Genomic DNA, 23796 nt, shown 5'->3' on the forward strand with positions numbered 1-23796 from the left:
TCTGCGAGATGCCGTAAACCTACGGCTGCGTAACTTAATGCCGGCTCCCCCTCCCGGCAGAGCAGGAAGGGCTCACCCCGCCCATGGCAGAGCTTGTCTACCGTCCCGTCGTCGGATTCGCCCAGGCGCTGTTCAAGGCATGGGACCTCAAGATCGACTGCAAGGGTTCGGAGAACATCCCGCGCTCGGGCGGCGCCGTGCTGGTGAGCAACCACATCAGCTACCTGGACTTCGTCTTCAACGGCCTGGCCGCGCTCCCGCAGAAGCGTCTCGTGCGTTTCATGGCGAAGGAGTCGGTGTTCCGCCACAAGGTCTCGGGGCCGCTGATGCGCGGGATGAAGCACATCCCGGTCGACCGCCAGCAGGGCGAGACGGCGTACGCCCACGCCCTGGAGTCGCTGCGGTCGGGTGAGATCGTCGGGGTCTTCCCGGAGGCGACGATCTCGCAGTCCTTCACCCTGAAGAGCTTCAAGTCGGGTGCGGCGCGGATGGCGCAGGAGGCGGGCGTCCCCCTGATCCCGATGGCCGTCTGGGGCACCCAGCGGCTGTGGACCAAGGGGCACCCGCGCAACTTCAAGCGCAGCCACATCCCGATCACGATTCGGGTCGGCGAGGCGATCGAGGCGTCCCGGGACAAGTACGCCGGGGCCCTCACCCGTCAGGTCCGCGAACGTGTCAACGAGTTGCTGGAAGCGGCTCAGCGTGCGTATCCGGTGCGGCCGAAGGGGCCGGACGACACCTGGTGGATGCCGGCACATCTCGGCGGAACGGCACCCACGCCGGAAGCGGTGCGCGAGGCCGAGGCCCGCTAGCCGGCTGTCCCCGCCGTCTCGATCCGGGCTCCCGGGCTGAACTTCTCCAGCAGTTCGGCCAGTTCGGCGGCGGCCCGCTCCACGTCGGCCACCGGCATCGGCGCCAGGCTCTCCAGCAGGAAGATCCCCGAGACCGTCTCCTCCGTGAGCCGGGTGCGGGGGCCCTGGCGCCAGTTCCAGCGCCGGCAGGTCACACCGGCGTCGTCGCGCCACACCACCTCCCCCTCCTCGGGATGCTCGACGACCTCCTCCCCCGCGGCCACCGTCACGAACTCCTCGTCGCCGGTGGCCCGTACGAGGCGCATGCCGCCCTGGATCCGGTCGAGGTCCTCGCCGCCGACGGGGACGAGGTGGGCGACGCTGATCGCGTTGTAGAGGTCGACCAGAAGGTTGACGCGCGGCAGGCCGGCGCCCGACAACGCCCTCTTGGCCAGCGCCTCGGCGGAGTTGCGGGTGCGGGACGGCTTCGCGCCGAACGCCGTGTACACCTCCCGCCAGGCCGCGATGTGCGGGTGCTCGTGCGGGGCGCGCCCGTCCAGTCGTACGGCGAGCCGGCGGACCGCGTCGTCGAGGAGCGCCGAACTGGCCGCGGTGCTGGGCCCGTTCACGAGTCCGTGCGCCTCGACGACGAGGTGCGTGAAGCCGGGCGCGAGGGCACGTACCTCGTCGGACACGGTCAGGGAGAGGGTCATGGAGTGCCTCGGAGAGCGACGGGGAGCGTTTGCCAGAGACGCGGGCGGTCCGGGGCCGCTTTCAGGACCTCCAGGACCGTCGGGTGCGGTTCAGCGTACAGGACCGGATAGTCCATCTCGCTGGACCCCGGTGCGGGCGTGAAGGCCAGCAGCTCGCCATTGAGGGAGAACTGGGCGTTCACGCCGGGCTTGTTCCCCCGGGGGTCCTGGCGGTGCCAGGCGCCGTTGAAGCGCACGGCGACCAGACCGTGCACCACGTCCAGCTTCTGGTAGCAGAGCGCCGTCGGGATGTCCTCGGCGCGCAGCAGTGCGGCCAGCGCGTGCGCCTTGGCGTAGCAGATGCCGGTGCCCTGCTCCAGCACGTCCGACGCCCGCCAGGTGACGCGGGGATCGCCGGAGTCCTGGGAGTGCGGGATGGCGTCCCGGACGTACTCGAAGGCCAGTCGCGCATAGGAATACGAGTCCTCGGACTCCTTGGCGAGCCGCGCGGCGACCTCCCGGACCACCGGATGGTCATGGTCGATGACGTCGTCGGCCGCCAAGTAGGCGGACAGGTCAGGGGTGTTCTGGATCAGCTCCATGCCGGCAGAGCATAGGAAAACGATCACCGTCGAGTCAATCGATTTACGGTACTTAGTATATTTATGCAGGCGCCGCATAGCAGTGCACGGTCACTGCCTGGGAGGCACTCCAGCGCTGCTCGACCGTGGCCAGCCGCGTCCAGCCCAGCCGTTCGTACAGGGCCGCCGCGGCGGCGTCGGACGCGACGACGTCGAGCACCGGGTGCAGTCCGCGGTGCCGCGCCTCCTCCGTCACCCGGGCCATCAGCAGCGCGCCGATCCCGTGCCCTCGGGCGCACGGTGCGACGAACAACCGCCCCACGACCGCGGCCAGTTCCCGGCTCGTGCCGTGCCGCTCGCTCCACAGCCCGGGGGCCATGTCGCCCTCGGCGCTGCGGGAGAGACCGACATGGCCGACCACCCGGCCGTCGAGTTCGGCGACCCAGGCCCCGAGCCCGGCCGGCTGCGACAGCCAGTCGCCGGGCCGGGCAGGCCAGTTCACCGGGTAGCCGTCGCCGCGGTGGACCTCCTCCAGCACCCGTACGCAGGCCTCGACGTCGTCATCGGTCCTCGGCCGGACCCGGCGCTCCGTGTTCACGCCGTCATGCAAGCACAGGAGCGCCCCGGCTCACGGCCCTACCGGGCCATCTCCTCCTTGAGCGCCGCCAGGAAGGCGTCCACGTCGTCCTCCGTCGTGTCGAAGGCGCACATCCAGCGGACGTCGCCCGCGGCCTCGTCCCAGAAGTAGAAGCGGAAGCGCTTCTGGAGGCGCTCGCTCACGTCGTGCGGGAGCCGGGCGAAGACGCCGTTGGCCTGCACCGGGTAGAGGATCTCCACGCCGTGGACCGCGCGCACGCCCTCGGCGAGGCGCTGGGCCATCTCGTTGGCATGACGGGCGTTGCGCAGCCACAGGTCCCTGGCGAGCAGGGCCTCCAACTGCACCGACACGAACCGCATCTTGGACGCGAGCTGCATCGACAGCTTGCGCAGGTGCTTCATGTGGGAGACGGCGTCCTGGTTGATCACCACGACCGCCTCGCCGAACAGCGCACCGTTCTTGGTGCCGCCCAGCGAGAGGATGTCCACGCCGACCGCGTTGGTGAACGTCCGCATCGGCACGTCCAGGGAGGCGGCCGCGTTGGCTATGCGGGAGCCGTCCAGGTGGACCTTCATGCCGTGCGCGTGCGCGTGGTCGCAGATCGCTCGGATCTCGTCCGGGGTGTAGAGGGTGCCGAGCTCCGTGGACTGGGTGATCGAGACGACCTGCGGCATCGCACGGTGCTCGTCCTCCCAGCCGTACGCCTGCCGGTCGATCAGCTCGGGGGTGAGCTTGCCGTCCGGCGTCGGCACGGTGAGCAGCTTCAGGCCGCCCATCCGCTCGGGGGCGCCGCCCTCGTCGACGTTGATGTGCGCGCTCTCGGCGCAGATCACCGCGCCCCAGCGGTCGGTGACCGCCTGGAGCGCGACGACGTTGGCGCCGGTGCCGTTGAAGACCGGGAAGGCCTCCGCCGTGGCACCGAAGTGACTGCGGACGATGCTCTGGAGGTGCTCGGTGTAGTCGTCCTCGCCGTACGCGACCTGGTGCCCGCCGTTGGCGAGGGCCAGGGCGGCGAGCACCTCCGGGTGGGCCCCGGCGTAGTTGTCGCTGGCGAATCCGCGGACCTGCGGGTCGTGACGGCGGCGCGCCTGGGTGAAGGCGGTCGGGTTCACGGCTTCTCGGTCAGCCACAGACGTTTTCCGTTCACTTCGGCGGCGGGCTTCTCCCAGACACCGGCGATGGCCTCGGCCAGTTCCTCGACGTCGGTGAAGCCCGCGAACTTCGCGTTGGGCCGCTCGGCACGCATGGCCTCGTGCACCAACGCCTTCACCACCAGGATCGCAGCCGCGGACGTCGGCCCGTCGGCGCCCCCGGCCTTGCGGAAGGCGTCGGCGAGGGCGAGGGTCCAGGCCTCGGCGGCGGCCTTGGCGGCGGCGTACGAGGCGTTGCCGGCGGTCGGCTTGGTCGCGCCGGCCGCGCTGATCAGGACGTAACGGCCGCGCTCGCTGCGCTGGAGGCCCTCGTAGAAGGCCAGCGAGGTGTGCTGCACGGTGCGGATCAGCAGCAGTTCCAGGAAGTCCCAGTCGTCGAGGCTGGACTTGATGAAGGTCTCGCTGCCGCGCCAGCCGCCGACGAGGTGGACCAGGCCGTCGACGCGGCCGAAGTCCTTCTCGATGTGCGTGGCCCAGTCGCGGGTGGAGTCGAGGTCGAGCAGGTCGACGGGTTCCCCGGTGACGGTGGCGCCGCCGGACGCGTAGCGTGCCGCGTCCACGGCCTCCGCGAGCCGCTCGGGGTCGTTGTCGGCACCGACGACGGTCGCGCCCGCCTCGGCCAGGCGCAGCAGTGCCGCCCGGCCGGCGGGACCGCCCGCTCCGGCCACCGCGATCACCGCACCGCTGAGAGCTCCGTTCCCCACCATGCGCTTCGCCTCCTGAGCAGTTGTGGTGCGGTCGCTCACGCGGCGACCCGCTCGGCACTCTCCGCCGTGATGCCCCGGGTGGAGGCGATCACGTTCTTGAGCTTCTTGGAGAGGGCCTCATAGAACATGCTCAGCGGAAACTCGTCCGGAAGCACGTCATCGACGAGTTTCCGGGGCGGCTGGGACAGGTCGAGGGCGTCCGGGCCCTTGGCCCACCTGGATCCGGGGTGCGGGGCGAGGTACTGGGAGACCAGGTCGTAGGCGGCGAACCAGTGGACCAGCTTCGGGCGGTCGATGCCGGCCCGGTACAGGTCCTCGATCTCGGCGCACAGCTGGTTGGTGACCTGCGGGGCGCGCTGCCAGTCGATGAACAGCTTGTTGTCGGTCCAGCGGACGACGTCGTGCTTGTGCAGGTAGGCGAAGAGGAGCTGGCCGCCGAGCCCGTCGTAGTTGCGTACCCGCTCGCCGGTGACCGGGAAGCGGAACATGCGGTCGAACAGGACCGCGTACTGCACGTCACGGGCCTGCGGGACGCCGTCCTCCTGGAGCTTCACGGCCTCCTTGAAGGCGGTGAGGTCGCAGCGCAGCTCTTCGAGGCCGTACATCCAGAACGGCTGGCGCTGCTTGATCATGAACGGGTCGAAGGGCAGGTCGCCGTGGCTGTGGGTGCGGTCGTGGACCATGTCCCACAGCACGAAGGCCTCCTCGCAGCGCTTCTGGTCGTGGACCATCGCGGCGATGTCCTCGGGCAGCTCCAGACCGAGGATGCCGACCGCGGCGTCGGTGACGCGGCGGAAGCGGGCGGCCTCGCGGTCGCAGAAGATGCCACCCCAGGAGAATCGTTCCGGCGCCTCGCGCACGGCGATCGTCTCCGGGAAGAGGACGGCGGAGTTGGTGTCGTACCCGGCGGTGAAGTCCTCGAACTTGATGCCGCAGAACAGCGGGTTGTCGTAGCGGGTGCGCTCCAGCTCGGCCAGCCAGTCGGGCCAGACCATGCGCAGCACGACCGCCTCGAGGTTGCGGTCGGGGTTGCCGTTCTGCGTGTACATCGCGAAGACGACCAGGTGCTGGAGACCGTCCGCGCGGTTCGCGGCGGGCTGGAAGGCCAGCAGGGAGTCCAGGAAGTCGGGCACCGCGAAGCCGCCCTCGGCCCAGCGCCTGAGGTCCTTCACGAGGGCCGCGTGGTAGTCGGCGTCGTGCGGGAGCAGCGGGGACAGTTCTTCCACGGCCTCGACGACACGCCGAACGGCGGCCTCGGCGTCGGAGCGCGTGGGGGCGCCCTCGGCCTCGAAGTCGATCGACCCGTCCTTGGACTGCCATGGCCGGATCCGCTCCACGGCATCCTTGAGCACAGGCCATGCCGGGTGCTCCACCACCCTGGCCATGGGAGGAACCTGGTCCCCCGTCGTCGCCTGCACAAGAATTTCCGTCATGTCCCATCCTCCACGGGAGAACCTCGCGTATGGAGACCGTATACATACGGCCTTCCTTCCAGCAAGAGCGACCACGGGAAGTTATCCTGCGCAACGCAATGGTCACCGAACTTTTTCCTGTCGAGTGCCATGAACACCGCGATTGCGGGTACGAGTTAACGGCTTCCCCGTTCCGCCGCGATCCCTCGTGTACGCACGGGTCCATCACACGGCGTAGCCGTTAGGCTGCGGCCCTGCACCGAGCCGCCGTCGACGGAAGCGAGTTGAACCTTGAACTTCCTTACCATCGGTCATCGCGGAGTCATGGGTACCGAACCCGAGAACACCCTCCGTTCCTTCGTCGCCGCCCAGCAGGCCGGCCTCGACGTCATCGAACTCGATCTGCACCTGAGCAAGGACGGCGCCCTCGTCGTCATGCACGACACCCACGTGGACCGCACGACCGACGGAACCGGCCCGATCGCCGAGAAGACCCTCACCGAGCTGCGCGCCCTGGACGCCGGGCGCGGGGAACAGGTGCCGGTGTTCGAGGAGGTGCTGGACACCGTCCGCTCGCCGCTCCAGGCCGAGATCAAGGACATCGCGGCGGCCCGGGCCCTGGCCGAGGTCATGCTCCGGCGGGACCTGGTCTCCCGGGTCGAGGTGTCCTCGTTCCACGACGAGGCGATCGCCGAGATCGGGCGGCTGGTGCCCGGCGTACGGACCGCGCTGATCGGCAGCCGGTTCGGCCCCGACATCGTGGAGCGCGCCGTGGAGGCCGGCGCCGGGACGGTCTGCCTCAACATCCGCCGGCTGACCCTGGAGGTCGTGGGGGCGGCCCGCAAGGCGGACCTGAAGATCATCGGCTGGGTGGTGAACACGCAGGACCACCTGCGCCTGGTGCGCGCCCTGGAGCTGGACGGCGCCACGACCGACTACCCCGAGATCAAGCGCACCGGCCGCTTCACCGCCTGACCCACGGCAGGAACGTCACACCAACGGCTTGACCAGCAGCTCGAACCGGAGGTCCTCGCGCTGCGGGATGCCGAAGCGCTCGTCGCCGTACGGGAAGGGCGTCATCCGTCCCGTACGGCGGTAGCCGCGCCGCTCGTACCAGGCGATGAGCTCCTCCCGCACGGAGATCACCGTCATGTGCATCTCGGTGACGCCCCAGGTCTCGACGGCCAGCCGCTCCGCCTGAGCGATGACCACCTTGCCGAGGCCGCCGCCCTGGAGCGTCGGGCTGACCGCGAACATCCCGAAGTAGGCGTAGTCGCCGCGGTGTTCGAGCTGGCAGCAGGCGACCACCCGGCCGTCCCGCTCCACGGTCAGCAGCCGGCTGTCGGGCGACTTGATGACCGCGAGCACGCCCTCCGGGTCGGTGCGCTGCCCTTCGAGGATGTCCGCCTCGGTGGTCCACCCGGCCCGGCTGTCGTCCCCGCGGTAGGCCGACTCGACCAGCGCGACGAGGGTGTCCACATCGGCGTCCGTGGCATCACGGAAGGTGAGTCCGGCGGTGGTCTCCATGGGGCGCATCTCCACTTCAGCGGCACGACTCGGGCACGGCCGAGCGTAACGCCCCCGATAGGCTCGCCCGCATGGTGCACGTACTGAGCGGCCGCGTCCTGCTGCGGCCCACCGATCCGGAGCGTTCCCGCGTCTTCTACGGCGACCAGCTGGGCCTCGCCGTGTACCGCGAGTTCGGGACGGGCCCGGAGCGGGGCACCGTCTACTTCCTCGGCGGCGGCTTCCTGGAGCTGTCGGGACGCTCCGAGGCACCGCCCGCCGCGGACGTCCGGCTCTGGCTCCAGGTCCCGGACGTGACCGCGGCGCACCAGGAGCTGCTCGCGAAGGGCGTCGAGATCGTCCGGCCGCCGGTGAAGGAGACGTGGGGGCTGGTCGAGATGTGGGTGGCGGACCCGGACGGGACACCGATCGTGCTGGTGGAGGTGCCGGCGGACCATCCGATCCGGTACCGGCCCGGAATCTGACCGCATCCCGCGCGACACCGTTCGTTCCTCCGACCTGGATATGCTCCGCCGACCGCCGTCGCCCCGAGGGCGTCGAGCAGTGGAGGAGTGGATGAGCGTGGACCTGACCGGCGCGGCCTGGGACAGACAGCGCTGGGCCGCCCGGGTGTCGCTGGCAGCGGCGGCGCTCGCCGTGCTGCTGCCGCTCGCCTACGGCGGACTCGGCGGAGTGCTGCTGCTCGCGGCCGGCCTCGCGGGCGCGGCCGTCACAGCGGCGGCGCTGTGGTGGACGCTGACCCGGCGCGGCCCGGAGCGCTGGCTGTCGGCCGTGGTCACGGTCGTCACGCCCACCCTCCTCGTGGTGCTGTTCGCGGTGACGCTGGGCCGGGTGCTCCTGCTGTCCCTGGCGCTGTGGACCGTGGCCGTGTCGAGCGGACGGTACGCGCTGCGCAGCACCGGCCGCCTCCCGCGGCGGACGAAGGAGCACCGGGCGCGGCCGGTGGAGCGGCCGTTCCTGATCATGAACCCCCGTTCCGGTGGCGGAAAGGTCGAGCGGTTCGCGCTGAAGGAGAAGGCCGAAGGGCTGGGGGCGCGGGTCGTGCTGCTCGACCCGGAGGAGCACCAGGACGTGACCGCGCTGGCACGGGCGGCCGTGGCGGAGGGCGCCGACCTGCTCGGCGTCGCGGGCGGTGACGGCACCCAGGCACTGGTCGCCGCCGTCGCCGCGGAACACGACCTGCCCTTCCTCGTCATCTCCGCCGGAACCCGCAACCACTTCGCCATGGACCTCGGCCTCGACCGCACCGACCCCTCGACCTGCCTGGACGCGCTCACCGACGGGGTCGAACTGCACGTGGACCTGGGTTTCGCCGGGGACCATCCGTTCGTCAACAACGCCTCCTTCGGCGCGTACGCGGCGGTCGTGCAGAGCCCCGCCTACCGCGACGACAAGATCGGCACCACTCTGGAGCTCCTGCCCGACCTGCTCACCCGCCAGCGGGGCCCGCACCTGACCGCGCGGGTCGGCGACACCACCCTGGACGGACCACAGGCGGTACTGGTGAGCAACAACGCCTACCGCACCGGCGATCCGGCAGGTCTCGGCCGGCGTCGACGGCTCGACTCCGGGCGACTCGGCGTGCTCGGCGTCAAGGTGGACAGCGCGGCCGAGGCCGCGGCACTGCTGCTCGCTCCCGATCCGCAGGGGCTCGTGGTGCTGTCCGCGCGGGAGGCGGTCGTCGACGCCGACCGGACGGAGATCGAGGTCGGCGTCGACGGCGAGGCGCTGGTCCTGCCCACCCCGGTCCACTGCCGTATCGCCCCGGGGGCACTGCGCGTCCGCGTACCGCGGAAACGCCCCGGGGTGCCGGTGGAACAACCCCGCCTGAACTGGCGGCGGTTGCGGAAGCTCGCGGCGACGGCCGGGCGGGGTTGAGCCGCGGGAATTGAGCCTGCGGCGACGGCCGGGCGAGCCTGAGCCGTAGGGGTTCAGCCCCGGTCAGGCAGGCCCCTCCCCCTGGGCCAGCGGTGTCACCGTCACCTGGTCGATGACGGGGGCGTACGCGGAGCGCCGGCCGTAGGTGTCCTCGGTGCCGCCGACCAGGTCGGGGAGCCGGTCGGAGGTGAAGGTGACGGTGTTGGGGCCCGGGCGCAGGGTGACGGGCACGGCGAGCGTCCAGAAGTTGTTGAAGTGGAAGGTCGTGGGGAACAGGACCCGGTGCGCGGGGCCGCCGTTGACGGAGATGTCGGCGTGGCGGCAGACCGGGTCCGGGTTGTAGTGGGTGGAGGGCGGCTGCTCGCCGTTGGAGTAGCGCACGGTCAGCGCGTGGCGGCCGGCGCGGTCCGCGGTGACCGTCAGGGAGAGCGCGTTGGCCGGCCCGGCGCCGACTCCCTCGACCGCCTTGCCGCCGTGGGCGCAGGAGTGTCCGACCACCCTCGCGGTCCCGGTCAGGACGCCCTCCTCGGCGGCGTACACGCTCGTGGGCAGCAGGCCGCGCGAGGGGGCGATCCGCAGCCGGTCCACGATCAGGCGGTCCGAGGCGCCGGTGACGGTGATCTTGTTGACGCCGCCGGCCAGGAAGAGCGGTACGGCACCGCGCTCGACGCGTCCGATCTCCTCGCCGTTGACGCTCAACACCCCTTCCCCGGGCCCGAGTACGTCGAGGGTCACGGAGGCTTCGCCGTCGTCGGCCGCGTGTGCCCAGAAGGTGACGGTGCCGCCGCGCGGGAGCACGGCGACTCCGGGTCCCGAGGCACCTCGATGGGCGTGGCTGACCCGGGCGCCCCCGCCGAGATCCGCGAACTCGGCGTCGTACAGGGCGGTTTCGTCCTCGCCCCGCAGGACGAGGTCCAGCTTGTCGACGACCGCGTCGCCCTGGGTGACACCGAGCTCGGGGTCCTGGGCGGCGAGGGTGATCCGGTGCCGGCCCGCGGTCAGCCGCACCCGGGTGTCGGTGTGCCCCCACACCGCCCACTTGTAGCCGAGCGGCAGCCGCAGTTCGCGCGGGTCCTCGCCGTCGACGCGCAGGAAGACGTTGGTGGGGCCCTGTTCGCGCACGAGGTCCGCCAGATTGTGCGAGTTGGCGAACACCAGCAGCTCGTACGTGCCGTCCTGCGGGACCTCGACATCGAAGGCGAGCACCCCGTCGGAACCGGTGCGCAGGCCGCCCACGTGGTAGCCGCCGGAAGTGGCGAACCGGTCGACGGCGGACGGGGAGCCCTCGGGCCCGTTCTTCGTGTAGCCGCCGCCCGTGTAGGTCGCGTCCTCGGCTTCGTACGTCCCCCGCCAACGCACCGCAGGCGGCAGGGACTTGGCCCCGTTGCCGCCGGGCGACAGGATCACCTGGCAGGCCGACATGGCGTCGAGGCCGGTCAGACCGACCGTCACCATGCCCTCGACGACCGGCAGTTCCTCGTCCCGCAGCCGCAACGGCTGTTCGGAGGCGCCCACTTGGCCCGTCCAGGGGATCTCCACGAGCCGGACGTGGACCACGGAGCCGAAGACCTCCTCGTCCACGTGCTCGAAGACGAGGTCGGCGGCGCCCCCGGCTCCGCCGAACAGCGCCCGGGCCTGCCGCTTCCCACGGTCGAGGGTGGCGACGCCCTGGAGGGTGTACTGCACGTTGGGGTGCGGGGCGACGACCCGGACGGTGTTGCCGGTCAGCTGTCCGTAGGCGTTGTACAGCCACCACTGGCCGTTGGCCTTGTTCGCCTCCACCGCCGAGTCGTTGAGATTGCCGGCGATGTTCCAGTAGGCGAGGTCGGCGTCGACCTTCGACTCCTCGATCGCGGCGATCCACTGGATCATCTGGCCGGGCACCGAGACGTGGTAGTTGTGGGCGTACTCGTTGATGTTGACGGGCAGCGGGCCGATGCCCAACTCACGCTCCAGCGCGCGGTACTTGGCTGTGTTCGTGCGGACCTCGGCGGGCGAGGACAGTTCGTGCCAGGTGACGATGTCGGGGAGCACGTCCCGGGACTTCGCGAACTCCAGGAAGTCCCTGACCTCGGGGTACAGGACGCAGGTGTTGGGTCCGGCGATGCGCGCGCCCGGGTCGAGGTCCTTGATGAGACGGTAGGCGGCCTCCCAGGCGCCGAAGTAGTGGTCGGGCCGGATCCGCCAGGAGACCCCGTCGTAGCTCCACTCCCCCTCGCCGAACATGTTGCCCTCGGGCTCGTTGAACGGCACGTACACGACGTGCGACCTCAACTCCCCCAGGGTGAGGACGTGTTCGACCTGGCGGCGGATCACGTCCAGGTGTCCGGCGAGCCGCTCCTCGCCGGTGGCGCCGGGCCACTCGTAGGGGAAACCGCGGTAGAAGTCGGGCAGATAGACGTAGACGTCCTTGCCGCCGGCCGCCACGAAGGGCGGCAGGATCTCCAGGGCGTCACCGCCGGGATGCTGGACGCCGTCCTGGGCCTTGGTGGTCACCGTGCGCGGGTACATGCCCTCGACCACCACGCGGCTGGGCACTCCGTCGCCGTAGAGGCCGTAGAGCGTGCCGCTCGCTCCGCCGTGGAAGGGGCCGGTCTCGGTGCCGAGGTCGATGGTGAGCCGGTCGGGGGTGGGGACTTCGGCTGTCACGGCAACCCTCCTTCGTTCGAGATTCCGCACGACGGTCGATGATCCGCACCGACCTGGACGAACGTAGGAAGCGGGGATGCGCCGCGTCAACAGGCGACAGGTTCAAGAACTTCCGAAACCGCAGGTCGGGGGCAGACCCGCAGCGCTCCGGGGGCTGTCCTCCAGTCAGGCCCGCAGCACTCGGGGACTGCCCTCCAATCAGGCCCGCAGCACGCCGAGGCTGCCCTCCAGTCGGGCGAGCAGTTCGCCGAGCCGGGTGGCGAGCTCGTCCCGCGCCTCGGGGGCGAGGACGGACAGCACGGCCGTCTCGTAGGCCAGTTGCTCGGGGAGGATCCCGTCGACCAGCTCGCGCCCGGCGTCGGTGAGCCGGACGTGGGCGACCCGGCGGTCGCGGGTGTCGCCCCGGCGCTCCACCAACCCTCGCTCGGTCAGCTGCTTGAGGCGTTTGGTGACGGCGGCACCGGAGGAGAAGGTCTCGCGGGCCAGGTCGCCGGGGGTGAGTTCGTGGCCGGTGCGGCGCAGGGCGCCGAGCAGGTCGAACTCGGGGCGGCTGAGCCCGGCCCGGCGCAGCGGTGCGTCCTCGGCCTGCTGGAGGAGGGCGGCGCAGCGGTTGACCCGGCCGATGATCTCCATGGGGCCGGTGTCGAGGCCCGGGTGGACGGTCTGCCACTGCCGGACGACGGCGGCGACGGTGTCGTTCCTCGCCGCGTCCGCCGCTCGTCCGTTCGCTGCCGTCATGCGTCTGCGCCCTCCGCTCTGTGGTGCCGGACCGTCGCGGCGAGCGTACGGTGTCCGTTCCGCTCGGCGTGCACGACCCTCTCCTGGGGCAGGGCCCGCTGCCACCATTCGCCGGAGGCGGCCTCGACTCCGGCACGCAGGTCCACCAGGGCGGCGGCGAGGACACGCCGGGCGTGATCCAGCGCGCCGGGTGCCGGGCGAGGGTCCGCGAGGAGCCGTGCGGTGCGCTCCCGCGCCCCTTCCACGGCGGCCAGTGCCCGCTCGACCCGGTCGCCGGCCCGCCGGTTGGTGACGGCGACGGCGGCGAGGAACCCCACCACGGCACCGACGAGGGTGTCCACGAGCCGCTCGGTGATCAGCCGGCCCGGCTCCTGGTATCCGGCGAACTCGGTGATGAGCAGTGCCATCGGGGTCACACAGATGCTGCCCAGCCAGTAGTTGCGGGCGATGAGCGCCTCGGCGCCGAAGTTGAACGCGAGGCAGCACAGCACGAGCGCCGCCGCCCCGAGGTGCGCGAGCGGGACCACGGCGGCGAACACCAGCACCCCGACGAGGTTGCCGACGACCCGCTGGACGCCCCGGCTCCAGGTGAGGGTGATGTTGGCCTGGTAGAGGGAGGCCGCGGTGACCAGTGCCCAGTAGGGGCGGCCGACACCGAGCGCGAGGGAGGCGTATCCGGCCAGGGCACAGCCGAGGGCGGTACGTACGGCGATCGGGGCAAGGGGTCCGAGGGCGCGCCACCAGGGGTGGGCGGTGAGGGCCAGTTCGACGTCCACGCCGAGGAGTTCGTCGTCGTACGGCGCCTTGGGCACCGGTCCGTTGCCGCGCAGTGCGCGGGCCCAGGCGCGCAGTCGGGCCGGGTCCGTGTCGGCGGGGGCGGCGAGGGCGATCTCGGCGCGGACGACGAGGCGTTCGAGGGCGCGCCGGGTCTCTGAGCGGGCTCCGCGCGAGAGAAGGGTGTGCCAGGCGGACTGGACGGCGGTGTGGGCGGTCCGGCTCTCGGGAGTCAGGTCGGAGTGGGCGCTTCGGCTCTCCTCGGTCCGGCCGGCGTGGGCGTTTCGGCTCGCCTCGGTCCGGCCGGCCTGAGCGCTTCGGCTCGCCTCGGCGAGGCCGGCATGGGCGTTTCGGCTCTCCACGTACGCCGCGGCGGCGAGCAGGGCGTGGGCGGTGGCCCGTCGCTCCGGGCCGTGCGGGCGCAGCAGGCCGGGTGCCATGCAGACCAGCCAGGCCCAGGCGCCCGCCGCGAGGGCCAGGGCGAGGTGGCCGGGGACCTGGGCGAGGGTCTGCGGGGCGAACAGGGCGGCGGAGCTGATGAAGGTCAGGATCACGTGGCCCGGCGGGCCGATCCGGGTCGCGTCGCACAGGGCCTTCTGCACGGCGGCCAGCAGGGCGCCCACGGTGACGAGGACGACCGCGCTGCCGGTGAGGGAGGCGGCGACCAGAGCGACGCCGAGGCCGGTGACCATGCCGAGCAGCACCCAGGCCAGGACGCGGGCCCGGGCGGCGTAGGGCCGGCTGTGGGCGTACAGGGCGCACAGGGAACCGGCCATGGTGTACATCGCCAGATCGAGCCGGCCGAGGGCCAGCAGGGTCAGGTTGGGCGGGGCGACCGCGACGACCACGCTGAGGGCGGGCTTGAACCAGATGTCCGAGGGCCTGCCCAGGCGCAGCACACCGGTCAGCGGGAGTCGAGCGTTCATGGACACAACCTTAACAGGTGTTTTACCAGTAAACGATCTGACGTCTGGCGTCACCTGCTTCGACCTGTCGTGCTCCGTCGCACGCTCCCCGCGTACACCCTTGCGCTCGATTGCGCGCCGCACGGCCCGGGCATTCCTTGACCGACCGTCGACGGGGGAGGTGGACGTGCACGGACCGGCTTCGCCCGGCTGGCTGCTGGTGGCACTCTGCGCGGCGACCGGGGCGTACTGCCTGCTGCGGATGCGCAGCGGCGTCGAGGAGCAGCGCCGGGCCGCGGGCGGCGAGGCGCTGATGGGTTTCGGCATGGCCGCGATGGCCGTACCGACCGCGGTGTTCACGCCGCCGTCGTGGGCCTGGCCGCTCTACACGGCCGTGTTCGGGGCCGCCGCGCTGCGCGCGCTGTGGGCGGCCCGCACGAGCGCCCACCATCTGCACCACCTGGTGGGGGCCGGGGCCATGGTCTACATGGCGGTGGCGATGGCGTCCTCGACCGGACACCACGGCGGCGCGGGAGTGCCCCTCGTGACGGGCCTGCTGCTCCTCTACTTCACCGGATACGTCCTGCTGTCCGGCGTCCGTCTGATACCCGTGACCGCCGGCGTCGGAGCCGTCGGCTGGGCCGACCGGCCCGAACTCGCGCGGGCGTGCCGGCTGTCGATGGGCATCGGGATGGTGGCCATGCTGCTGACGATGTGAGACGGGGGCGCGCCGAGCCTGCCGCTTGCGGCGTGATCGCCCGGTCGTCTCTTTCGGCACGGCCACCCGTTCACCTTCGTCGCGGCCGCCCGTTCATCCTCGGCACGGCCGCCCGTTCATCCTCGGCACGGCCACTCGGTCGTCCTCGGCACGGCCGCTCGCAGTCGCCCTGACCCCGGGGATTCGCCTCAAGGCGCACCGGTCGGCGAGGATCGTTGCTATGCACACCCCGTCCGTCGCCTCCCCGCCCCGACCGCCGGAGCACCGGACCACGGCTCGCGCCACCGGTGTCCTCGCCCTGTGCTCGGCGCTGCTGCTCGTGCTGGTCGTCGCCGGGTGGAGCCCGCTGCTCACCGCCGACGGCGACATCGCCGACACCACCCACCGCTGGGCGGTGGACGAACCGGGGCTCACGCATGTCTTCCGGATCCTCTCCGACTGGGTCTGGGACCCCTGGACGATGCGCATCCTGGCCGCGGTCGCGGCGATCTGGCTGGTGTGGCGGCGCAACGCCCGCTGGACGGCCGTATGGCTGGTGGCCGCCTGTGCGGTGGGCACCCTGGTCCAGCAGGCCCTGAAGGCCGCGGTCGGCCGCGAACGCCCCGTCTGGCCGGACCCCGTCGACACCGCGCACTTCGCCGCCTACCCCTCGGGACATGCCCTGACGGCCACGGTCGTCTGCGGCCTGCTGCTGTGGCTCCTGCATCATGAGGGCGTCGGCGGCGCACTGTGGGGCACGGCCCTGGCAGTCGCCGTGCTCTCCGTCGCGGGCGTGGGCCTCACACGCATCTGGCTGGGCGTCCACTGGCCCTCGGACGTTCTGGGCGGATGGGTCCTGGGCGCGACCCTGGTGGCGCTGGCCATCCTGGTCCACCGGCGATGGGGGCCGGGCGGGCCCGAGGGACAACTGAAGCCGGAGGCGGGCCCGCACGACGACTGAAGCCGGGGGCGGGCCCGCACGACGACTGAGCACGTACGCCTAAGATCGCCGCATGACTGCCGTCCTCTTCGACTTCTCGGGCACCCTCTTCCGGATCGAGTCCACCGAGTCCTGGTTGCAGGCCGTCCTCGACGAGGCGGGACTCACCCTCGGCGAGGCCGAGTTGACGCGTGCCGCGCAGGCGCTGGAGAGCGCGGGGGCGCTGCCCGGCGGGGCGGCGCCCGGGATACCGATGCCTGACGAGGTCGCCGCCGTGTGGGGGGTGCGGGACGAGAGCGCCGAGCTGCACCGGGCGGCCTACACCGGCCTCTCGCGGCTGGTCCCGCTGCCGGACCCGGCCCTGCACGACGCCCTGTACGAACGGCACATGTCCCCCGCCGCCTGGCAGCCGTACCCCGACGCCGCCGAGGTGCTGCGGACGCTGCGCGAGCGCGGGATCGGGGTGGGTGTGGTCAGCAACATCGGCTGGGACCTGCGGCCCGTCTTCCGGGCGCACGGCCTCGATCCGTACGTCGACGCGTATGTGCTGTCGTACGAGCACGGCGTCCAGAAGCCGGACGTCAGGCTCTTCAAGACGGCCTGCGCGGCGCTCGGCGTCGAGCCGGGGGACGTGCTGATGGTCGGCGACGACCGGCGGGCGGACGGCGGTGCGGCGGCCCTGGGCTGCGGGGTGCACTTCGTGGACCATCTGCCGGTGGCGGGCCGCCCTGACGGGCTGCGGCCGGTCCTGGATCTGGTGGGCTGAGAGACCGGGTTGGCGCCCGGAAATCGACGACCGAAAACGGGGCGGTCACCCCGCCAGGAAGGTCGCCTGAGGCCACTAATGGGGCATAAGCTCGCCCGCCCTGGACGATCCCCCGCGTCGCCCAGAGCAGGCGGCAGCCGGAACAGGCCTTTCGCGGGCCTGCCCCGATGCGCTGAGTATAGTTGGCTGATAGCCAGTCAACGCAGGAGTTAAGCATGTCCCCGCGCAGCGCCTCGGTCAATGAAGAGTTGCGCCGCCGTTCCCGGGAGCGGCTCCTGCGGGCGGCCATCGAGCTGGTCTCCGAGCGCGGCTACGAGGCCACGACCCTCGGCGACATCGCGGACCGGGCGGGTTCGGCGCGCGGTCTGGTGTCGTACTACTTCCCCGGCAAGCGCCGGCTGGTGCAGTCCGCCGTGCACCGGCTCATGCACCGCACGCTGGAGGAGGCCCTGGAACGCGAGCCGCGGACCGAGGACGGCCGGGAGCGGATGGCTCGGGCCATCGACGCCGTCCTGGGCCTGGCCCGGGACCGGACCGTGCTGATGCGTCAGCACATGGCCGGCCTGCTCGACACCGACGGCTTCGTGGAGTGCCCGGAGCAGCAGCGCCTGGCCGAACTGCTGCGCGACACCATGGAGCGGCACGGCTCCCAGACGGTCGAGACCGACTATCCGATGCTGCGCTCCCAGCTCATGGGCGCGGTCTACGCCATGGTCGTCCCCAACGTCCCGATGCCTCTCGCGACCCTGCGCGCCGAGCTGTTCACGCGGTACCGGCTCGACTGGGAGCAGGGCGTCCCGCCGGGCACCGAGATGCCCGGCGGGACGTGTGACGCGGATCTGTCGCGGTACTTCGATACGGGCCCGGAGCCCGGGGATCAGTCGAAGTAGTCCGGCTGCGTCTGGACGTTGAGCTCCCCGAGCCGCACCTTCCTGGCCGGATCCGTCCGCTTGTCGCTGAGCTTCAGGACGTCGAAGCCTTTGACGATGTCGTTGGAGTAGATGTAGCCGTTGTAGTAGTACGCCGACCAGGCCCCGCCGGTCTGCATGGTGGTCGTGCTGAGCGGACCGCGCTCGAAGTAGGCGATCTCCCGCGGCTTCGACGAGTCGGTGAAGTCCCAGACGGACACGCCACCCTGGTACCACGCCTGGACCATGAGGTCCTTGCCCTTGACCGGGATCAGCGAGCCGTTGTGGGCGACGCAGTTCTCGGTGTCGGCCTGGTGGCGGGGGATCTTGTAGTAGCTGCGGAAGACGAGCTTGCGCTTGTCGCCCTTGCCGACGATGTCGTAGATGCCGTCGGCGCCGCGGTTCGGGCCGATCGCCGCGTTGCAGGTGGCCGCACCGCCGCCGCCCAACTCGTCGGTGAAGACGACCTTGTTCGCCTTCTGGTTGAAGGTCGCCGAGTGCCAGAACGCGAAGTTCACGTTGTCCTGCACCCGGTCGATGACCTTCGGGTGCTCCGGGTCCTTGATGGAGAACAGGATGCCGTCACCCATGCAGGCACCCGCCGCGAGGTCCTTGTCCGGGAGCACGGTGATGTCGTGGCAGCCGGTCGTCTTGGAGACGCCGGGGTTGGTGGGTGCGCCGGGGTTGCCGCCGCCGTCGGGGCCCTCACCCGGGAAGAGCACCGGGAAGTTCACGACCGCCGCCTGCTCGGGGGCGTTGCGCGGCACCTTGATGACCGAGATGCCGTCGTGCGGGGGCTGGCAGTCGGGGTAGGCGGCGTTCGGGGAGTACGAGGAGACGTAGAGGTAGACGTCCCTGCGCTCCGGCACCAGCGTGTGGGTGTGCGAGCCGCAGGCGGTCTCCACGGCGGCGACGTACTTCGGGTTGCGCTTGTCGCTGATGTCGAAGACCTTCATGCCCTCCCAGGAGGACTTCTCCGTCACCGGCTGGGTGGTGCTGTTGCAACTGCTGTCGCTGCGCGAGGAGTCGGTGGAGAGGAACAACAGGTTCCCCGAGACGGAGATGTCGTTCTGGGAGCCGGGGCACAGCACCTGGGCGATCGTCTTCGGCGCCTTCGGGTTGCTGATGTCGAAGATGCGGAAGCCGTCGTAGTTGCCGGCGAACGCGTACCGGCCCTGGAAGGCCAGGTCCGAATTGGTGCCGGGCAGTGCGTCCTTGGGGACGTTGACGAGGTGTTCGATGTTGGCGGAGTGGACGATCTCGTCCTGGCCGGGGATCTCGCCGTCGGCTATCGCCGCGCGCACCTCGGCCTCGGCGCTCCTGGACACCCCCTTGCTCGCGGCCGGCCCGTCCCCGGGGTCGGGGGTCGCGACGGCCGGACCGGCGGTCAGCAGAGCGGCCAGGAGGCCCGCGGCGGCCGCGGCAACTCCCAGACGTCTGTGCCGGGTTCGGGACTCATTCAACAGGATCACTGTTTCCTCCCTGTGCCGTTCATGTGGAACGGTTCACGCGTCACCGCAGTATCGTCTGCACCATGCACAGATCAACAGAGGGCAACGAACCTGTAATGAGAGGACCATGGGTGAGTACTGTGCTTTTCGGCCGTGTGCCGTTCGTGACGGCCGTCCTGGCAGCCGTCGCAGCCCTGGCCCTCGCGGGCTGCGACTCCGACGCGGACCCCAAGTCGGCCTCGGCGACCGGGCCTTCGGTGCTGGTGCCGGGCAAGCCGGGTGAGGCGAACCGCACGCTCTCCGCGCAGGACGCGGAGGAACAGCGCGCCGACGACGACACCCCCAACTCGGCGGACGTCTCGTACGCCCGGATGATGATCACGCACCACGCCCAGGCCCTGGACATGACCGAACTGGTCCCGCAGCGGGCCGAGTCGGCGCAGCTCAAGGCCCTCGCCGAGCGGATCCAGGCCGCCCAGGGGCCGGAGATCGAGGCGATGAGGGCCTGGCTGAAGCAGCACGGCAAGTCCGAGAAGAGCGACGGGCACCTGCACGCCGCGATGCCCGGCATGGCGAGCGCATCACAGCTGAAGAACCTGCGCGCGGCGAAGGGGAAGGCGTTCGACGAGCTCTTCCTCACGCTGATGATCACTCACCACCAGGGGGCGATCACCATGGCGACGGAGGTGAAGGGGCAGGGCAACAACATCCGGATCGAGGAGATGGCGGACGACGTGGTGGCCCAGCAGACGAGCGAGATCAACCGGATGCGGGACATGCTCTGAGCCCCGCGCCCGACGAGACCGCCCGACGGGGCCGCCCGGGACTGCCCGACGAAGCCGCTCAGCGCCGGGCGTGACGCGGCGTCAGGAAGCCTGCGTCGCGCGCCTGCGAGATGAGCCGGAGCGACTTGCGGCGACTGTGCCCGGTCGCGCACATCACCGCGAGGACCGGGTCGACGCCGTCCTCCTGGGCGGCCCGGTACTCCTGCGCGATCAGCCAGCGCCCCTCGATCCCGCGGGGCCAGGCCGGGCGGGCGCGGCGCGGCCCGGCCGCCTCTCCATCGGTGGCCTCCGCCCCGGGCTCCCTGCCGCACGCCTCGAACAGCGGCCCTTCGATCCAGTCGGCGAGCACCCCCAGGTCGTCGAGCGACAGCGCGGGCTGCGCCCGGACGTCCTCCAGGGACACACCGTTCTCGGTCACGACCGCGAGCGTGTCCACCCTGGCGCCGTCGGCGAAGGCCAGCCGGACGTGGAACCACGCCGTCGCGCCCCCGTCCTCCCGCACTTCCCACGCGGGCCACACGGACACGCTGCCGTCCGTCGGACAACGATCAGAAAGATTAAGAAAGGATGCTTCTAGCACACACGCAACGTAACCGCATGATCACATTCCATACGAACGGACACGCACGCCGAGGTCCCTCCGGCACCCTGTCAGAGCAGCTCCGGCGGTGCGATCCTGGGGGTGTCAGCGACTCCTCTCGTAAGGAGTTCAGCCGTGCTGCGTGTCGCCGTCATCGGCTCCGGGCCCAGCGGCTGCTACACCGCCCAGAGTCTCGTCCAGCAGGACCCCGACGTGCTCGTGGACGTCCTGGACCGGCTGCCCTGCCCCTACGGCCTGGTGCGCTACGGCGTGGCACCGGACCACGAGAAGATCAAGTCGCTCCAGAACACCCTGCGCACCGTCCTGGAGCACGACCGGGTGCGGTTCCTCGGCGGAGTCGGGATCGGTCCGGGCGGAGTGCCCGCCGCGCGGCTGCGCGAGCTGTACCACGCGGTGGTCCACTGCGTGGGCGCCGCCACCGACCGCCGTCTGGGCATCCCGGGCGAGGACCTGCCGGGCAGCTGGTCGGCGACGGAGTTCGTGTCCTGGTACAGCGCGCATCCAGACTCCACGGCCGACGGTTTCGTCGCCGGCGCCCGCTCGGCGGTGGTGATCGGCGTGGGCAACGTGGCGGTCGACGTGACCCGGATGCTGGCGCGCGGGGCGACGGAGCTCAGCGCCACCGACATCCCGCAGTCCGCGCTGACCGCCCTGGCGGCGAGCAGGGTGGCCGACGTCCACATGGTGGGCCGGCGCGGCCCCTCCCAGGCCCGCTTCACCACGAAGGAGCTGCGTGAGCTGGGCTCGCTGCCTGGCGTCGAAGTGGCGGTGCGGGAGGACGAGTTGGCACGGGACCCGGCGTATCCGGATCCCGCTTCCCTGCCCGCGCCGCAGCGCCGGAACGTGGAGGTGCTGCGGGGCTGGGCTGGGGCCGCCCCGCGGCCGGCACCCCGCACGATCTCGTTGCGCTTCTTCCTCCGCCCGGTCGAACTCCTCGCCGACGGCGGCCGGGTGGGCGCGGTCCGCTTCGAACGGACCACGCCGGACGGCAGCGGGGGCGTGCGCGGGACCGGTGAGTTCGAGGAGATCGAGGCGCAGTTGGTGCTGCGGTCGGTGGGCTACCGGGGCCTGCCGGTGGAGGGACTGCCGTTCGACGAGCAGTGCGGCACGGTGCCCCACGTCGACGGCCGTGTCGTGCGCGGCTGCTTCGTCATGCGGGGCGAGTACGTGGCCGGCTGGATCAAGCGCGGCCCGACCGGAGTGATCGGCACCAACCGCCCGGACGCCAAGGAGACGGTGGCCTCCCTGCTCGAGGACGCCCCCGCCCTCGTAGAGCGCGAACTGCCCGGAGACCCGCTCGACGCGCTGCGAGCGGACGGAGTCGTGCCGGTGGAATGGGCGGGTTGGTGCGCGATAGAACGCGCGGAGGCGGAGCTGGGCGCGTCCCTGGGCCGGGGCGTGGTGAAGCTGCCCGACTGGCAGTCCCTGCTGCATGCCGCCCAGGGGATCCCCTCGGAGCACCCGGCAACTCATGGATAACACGCCCGAAATCAACAAACTGTGCAAGGAGCTTACGGTCCCCCCATGACCCAGCACCCCGCCATGCCTCCGCACCCCGTCATGACCAAGCACCCCGTCGACGAAGTCCCCCCGGTCCGGCAGCTCGCCGCCTTCGGCCTCCAGCACGTGCTCGCGATGTACGCCGGCGCGGTCGCCGTCCCCCTGATCGTCGGCAGTGCGATGAAGCTGTCGCCCGCCGACCTCGCGTACCTCATCACGGCCGACCTCCTGGTGTGCGGCATCGCCACACTCATCCAGTGCGTCGGCTTCTGGCGCTTCGGCGTACGGCTCCCCATCATGCAGGGCTGCACCTTCGCGGCCGTGTCACCGATGGTGCTGATCGGTACGACCGGCGGCGGACTGCCCGCGATCTACGGCTCGGTGATCGTCGCCGGACTGGCGATCATGCTGCTCGCACCGGTCTTCGGCAGGCTGCTCCGCTTCTTCCCGCCCCTGGTCACCGGCACCGTGATCCTGATCATCGGGATCTCGCTGCTGCCGGTCGCGGGCAACTGGGTGGCCGGTGGCGCCGGCTCCGCGGACTTCGGCGCACCGAAGAACATCGCGCTGGCCGTGTTCGTGCTGGCGGTGGTGCTGGGTGTGCAGCGGTTCGCCCCGGCCTTCCTGAGCCGGATCGCCGTACTGATCGGCATCGTGGTGGGTCTCGTGGTGGCCGTGCCCTTCGGGTTCACGGACTTCGACGGGGTCGGGGACGCCGACTGGGTCGGCATCAGCACTCCGTTCCACTTCGGTGCGCCCACCTTCGAGTTCTCGGCGATCGTGTCGATGCTGGTGGTGGCGCTGGTGACGATGACCGAGACGACCGGCGACCTGATCGCGGTCGGCGAGATGACGGACCGCAAGGTGCAGCCGCGCTCCCTCGCGGACGGTCTGCGCGCGGACGGCCTCTCCACCGTGCTCGGTGGCGTCTTCAACACCTTCCCGTACACGGCGTACGCCCAGAACGTCGGCCTCGTCGGCATGACCCGGGTGCGCAGCCGCTGGGTCGTCGCCACGGCCGGCGGCATCCTGGTGCTGCTGGGACTGCTGCCCAAGCTGGGCGCGGTGGTCGCGGCGATTCCGGCACCCGTGCTCGGAGGCGCGGGCCTGGTGATGTTCGGGACGGTGGCGGCGAGCGGCCTGAGGACCCTCGCCCAGGTGGACTTCAGGGGCAACAACAACCTGACGGTGGTGGCCGTCTCGGTCGCTATGGGGGTGCTGCCGGTCGGGGTGCCGACGATCTACGGGAAGTTCCCCGACTGGTTCCAGACGGTGATGAACAGCGGGATCAGCGCGGGCTGTCTGACGGCGATCGTGCTGAACCTGCTGTTCAACCACCTTCCCGCGCGGTCCGGTTCAGCCGCTCCCGATCCGGACGGCCTGGCGGGCGGCGGCGTCGAGGAGGGCGTCGAGAAGCCCCGGGAAGAGATCGTCTAGGTCGTCCGCGCGCAGGCCGTTCATCTTGGCCGTGCCCTGGTAGACCTGGCGGATCACGCCGCTCTCGCGCAGCACCCGGAAGTGATGGGTGGTCGTCGACTTGGTGACGGGCAGGTCGAAGTGCGAACAGGAGAGCTCGGCGCCGGCGGCGGCGAGCTCCCGCACGATCCGCAGACGCATCGGGTCGGAGAGCGCGTGCAGGACGCCCTCCAGGCGGATCTCGTCGCGCTCGGGGTGCGGAAGATCGCGGCTGCTGACAGCGGGGGAGGTCACGGCGGCTCACTTCTTCCGGTCCTGCGGGAATCCTT

Annotated in this window: 24 protein-coding genes; 11 read left to right on the forward strand and 13 right to left on the reverse strand. The window is 71.1% G+C overall.

The features are described 5' to 3' along the window. Positions 1-83 precede the first annotated feature (83 nt). The gene (locus tag AQJ54_RS23590) at positions 84-812 is read left to right on the forward strand and encodes a lysophospholipid acyltransferase family protein (RefSeq protein WP_062026474.1); all 729 of its coding nucleotides are present in this window, start codon (positions 84-86) and stop codon (positions 810-812) included. Here AQJ54_RS23590 and AQJ54_RS23595 read toward each other — a convergent pair. The 6 genes from AQJ54_RS23595 to AQJ54_RS23620 all read right to left on the reverse strand — a co-directional run bounded on the left by AQJ54_RS23595 (position 809) and on the right by AQJ54_RS23620 (position 5953). Continuing rightward, a complete protein-coding gene (locus AQJ54_RS23595) occupies positions 809-1504 on the reverse strand; it encodes a B3/B4 domain-containing protein (RefSeq protein WP_062240741.1) in 696 nt (231 codons plus the stop codon). The two genes, AQJ54_RS23590 and AQJ54_RS23595, sit on opposite strands and share 4 nt — an antisense overlap. Further along, a complete protein-coding gene (locus AQJ54_RS23600; RefSeq protein WP_062240744.1) occupies positions 1501-2085 on the reverse strand; it encodes a transglutaminase domain-containing protein in 585 nt (194 codons plus the stop codon). The genes AQJ54_RS23595 and AQJ54_RS23600 overlap by 4 nt, the downstream gene beginning before the upstream one ends. Before the next feature lie 61 nt (positions 2086-2146). Beyond that, positions 2147-2662, reverse strand: a complete 516-nt coding sequence (locus AQJ54_RS23605) for a GNAT family N-acetyltransferase (protein WP_062240746.1) — start codon at positions 2660-2662, stop codon at positions 2147-2149. A 38-nt stretch (positions 2663-2700) separates the two neighbouring features. After that, positions 2701-3774, reverse strand: coding sequence for a threonine aldolase family protein (locus AQJ54_RS23610; RefSeq protein WP_062240748.1), 1074 nt, complete (start codon positions 3772-3774; stop codon positions 2701-2703). After that, positions 3771-4520, reverse strand: coding sequence for an SDR family oxidoreductase (locus AQJ54_RS23615; protein WP_062026469.1), 750 nt, complete (start codon positions 4518-4520; stop codon positions 3771-3773). Before AQJ54_RS23615 ends, AQJ54_RS23610 begins: the two co-directional genes overlap by 4 nt. Positions 4521-4555: 35 nt before the next feature. Next, positions 4556-5953, reverse strand: a complete 1398-nt coding sequence (locus AQJ54_RS23620) for a DUF6421 family protein (protein ID WP_062026468.1) — start codon at positions 5951-5953, stop codon at positions 4556-4558. 270 nt (positions 5954-6223) lie between these two features. Between AQJ54_RS23620 and AQJ54_RS23625 the strand changes: the two genes are divergently transcribed. Beyond that, positions 6224-6907 carry a glycerophosphodiester phosphodiesterase gene (locus AQJ54_RS23625; RefSeq protein ID WP_062240750.1) on the forward strand — a complete coding sequence of 228 codons (684 nt, stop codon included), beginning with the start codon at positions 6224-6226 and terminating at the stop codon, positions 6905-6907. Positions 6908-6922: 15 nt separating this feature from the next. On the opposite strand, the gene AQJ54_RS23630 is transcribed toward AQJ54_RS23625, so the two are convergent. Further along, positions 6923-7459, reverse strand: coding sequence for a GNAT family N-acetyltransferase (locus tag AQJ54_RS23630; RefSeq protein ID WP_062026466.1), 537 nt, complete (start codon positions 7457-7459; stop codon positions 6923-6925). A gap of 71 nt (positions 7460-7530) precedes the next feature. On the opposite strand from AQJ54_RS23630, the gene AQJ54_RS23635 reads away from it, so the two are divergent. Together AQJ54_RS23635 and AQJ54_RS23640 are read left to right on the forward strand one after the other, a co-directional pair. Then, positions 7531-7923, forward strand: coding sequence for a VOC family protein (locus AQJ54_RS23635; RefSeq protein ID WP_062240752.1), 393 nt, complete (start codon positions 7531-7533; stop codon positions 7921-7923). 91 nt (positions 7924-8014) lie between these two features. Continuing rightward, positions 8015-9337, forward strand: a complete 1323-nt coding sequence (locus AQJ54_RS23640) for a diacylglycerol/lipid kinase family protein (protein ID WP_062240754.1) — start codon at positions 8015-8017, stop codon at positions 9335-9337. Positions 9338-9400: 63 nt separating this feature from the next. Here AQJ54_RS23640 and AQJ54_RS23645 read toward each other — a convergent pair whose 3' ends face one another. The 3 genes from AQJ54_RS23645 to AQJ54_RS23655 all read right to left on the reverse strand — a co-directional run bounded on the left by AQJ54_RS23645 (position 9401) and on the right by AQJ54_RS23655 (position 14424). Then, on the reverse strand, positions 9401-11986 hold the full coding sequence (locus AQJ54_RS23645) for a carbohydrate-binding protein (RefSeq protein ID WP_062240756.1): 2586 nt from the start codon (positions 11984-11986) through the stop codon (positions 9401-9403). 198 nt (positions 11987-12184) lie between these two features. Further along, a complete protein-coding gene (locus AQJ54_RS23650) occupies positions 12185-12724 on the reverse strand; it encodes a MarR family winged helix-turn-helix transcriptional regulator (RefSeq protein ID WP_062026462.1) in 540 nt (179 codons plus the stop codon). Next, the gene (locus AQJ54_RS23655) at positions 12721-14424 is read right to left on the reverse strand and encodes an FUSC family protein (protein WP_062240758.1); all 1704 of its coding nucleotides are present in this window, start codon (positions 14422-14424) and stop codon (positions 12721-12723) included. Before AQJ54_RS23655 ends, AQJ54_RS23650 begins: the two co-directional genes overlap by 4 nt. Before the next feature lie 166 nt (positions 14425-14590). Here AQJ54_RS23655 and AQJ54_RS23660 point away from each other — a divergent pair, with 166 nt between their 5' ends. The 4 genes from AQJ54_RS23660 (at position 14591) to AQJ54_RS23675 (ending at position 17696) form a co-directional block, all read left to right on the forward strand. Then, entirely contained in the window at positions 14591-15121 is a 531-nt protein-coding gene (locus AQJ54_RS23660) for a DUF5134 domain-containing protein (RefSeq protein WP_062241304.1), read from the forward strand. A 220-nt stretch (positions 15122-15341) separates the two neighbouring features. Then, entirely contained in the window at positions 15342-16061 is a 720-nt protein-coding gene (locus AQJ54_RS23665; protein ID WP_062240760.1) for a phosphatase PAP2 family protein, read from the forward strand. Between the two features lie 52 nt (positions 16062-16113). Further along, positions 16114-16806: an HAD family hydrolase gene (locus AQJ54_RS23670; protein ID WP_062240763.1), complete on the forward strand. Its 693-nt coding sequence runs from the start codon at positions 16114-16116 to the stop codon at positions 16804-16806. Between the two features lie 215 nt (positions 16807-17021). Continuing rightward, a complete protein-coding gene (locus tag AQJ54_RS23675) occupies positions 17022-17696 on the forward strand; it encodes a TetR/AcrR family transcriptional regulator (RefSeq protein ID WP_062240765.1) in 675 nt (224 codons plus the stop codon). Here the strand turns inward: AQJ54_RS23675 and AQJ54_RS23680 are convergent. Further along, complete coding sequence (locus AQJ54_RS23680) at positions 17684-19186, reverse strand: LVIVD repeat-containing protein (RefSeq protein ID WP_062240767.1); 1503 nt, start codon at positions 19184-19186, stop codon at positions 17684-17686. The two genes, AQJ54_RS23675 and AQJ54_RS23680, sit on opposite strands and share 13 nt — an antisense overlap. Before the next feature lie 95 nt (positions 19187-19281). Here AQJ54_RS23680 and AQJ54_RS23685 point away from each other — a divergent pair, with 95 nt between their 5' ends. Beyond that, a complete protein-coding gene (locus AQJ54_RS23685) occupies positions 19282-19950 on the forward strand; it encodes a DUF305 domain-containing protein (protein ID WP_062240769.1) in 669 nt (222 codons plus the stop codon). Between the two features lie 58 nt (positions 19951-20008). On the opposite strand, the gene AQJ54_RS23690 is transcribed toward AQJ54_RS23685, so the two are convergent. Beyond that, positions 20009-20476, reverse strand: a complete 468-nt coding sequence (locus tag AQJ54_RS23690; protein WP_062240771.1) for a DUF6214 family protein — start codon at positions 20474-20476, stop codon at positions 20009-20011. Positions 20477-20665: 189 nt separating this feature from the next. On the opposite strand from AQJ54_RS23690, the gene AQJ54_RS23695 reads away from it, so the two are divergent. Both AQJ54_RS23695 and AQJ54_RS23700 read left to right on the forward strand, forming a co-directional pair. After that, a complete protein-coding gene (locus tag AQJ54_RS23695) occupies positions 20666-22030 on the forward strand; it encodes an FAD-dependent oxidoreductase (protein WP_062240772.1) in 1365 nt (454 codons plus the stop codon). 45 nt (positions 22031-22075) lie between these two features. Further along, entirely contained in the window at positions 22076-23488 is a 1413-nt protein-coding gene (locus tag AQJ54_RS23700) for a nucleobase:cation symporter-2 family protein (RefSeq protein WP_248845423.1), read from the forward strand. Here the strand turns inward: AQJ54_RS23700 and AQJ54_RS23705 are convergent. Next, positions 23408-23761 (reverse strand): ArsR/SmtB family transcription factor, encoded by a 354-nt coding sequence (locus tag AQJ54_RS23705; protein WP_062026452.1) that lies wholly within the window; start codon positions 23759-23761, stop codon positions 23408-23410. The genes AQJ54_RS23700 and AQJ54_RS23705 overlap by 81 nt on opposite strands. Positions 23762-23796 lie beyond the last annotated feature (35 nt).

Source organism: Streptomyces griseorubiginosus (assembly GCF_001514195.1).
Taxonomy (GTDB): Bacteria; Actinomycetota; Actinomycetes; order Streptomycetales; family Streptomycetaceae; genus Streptomyces; species Streptomyces griseorubiginosus.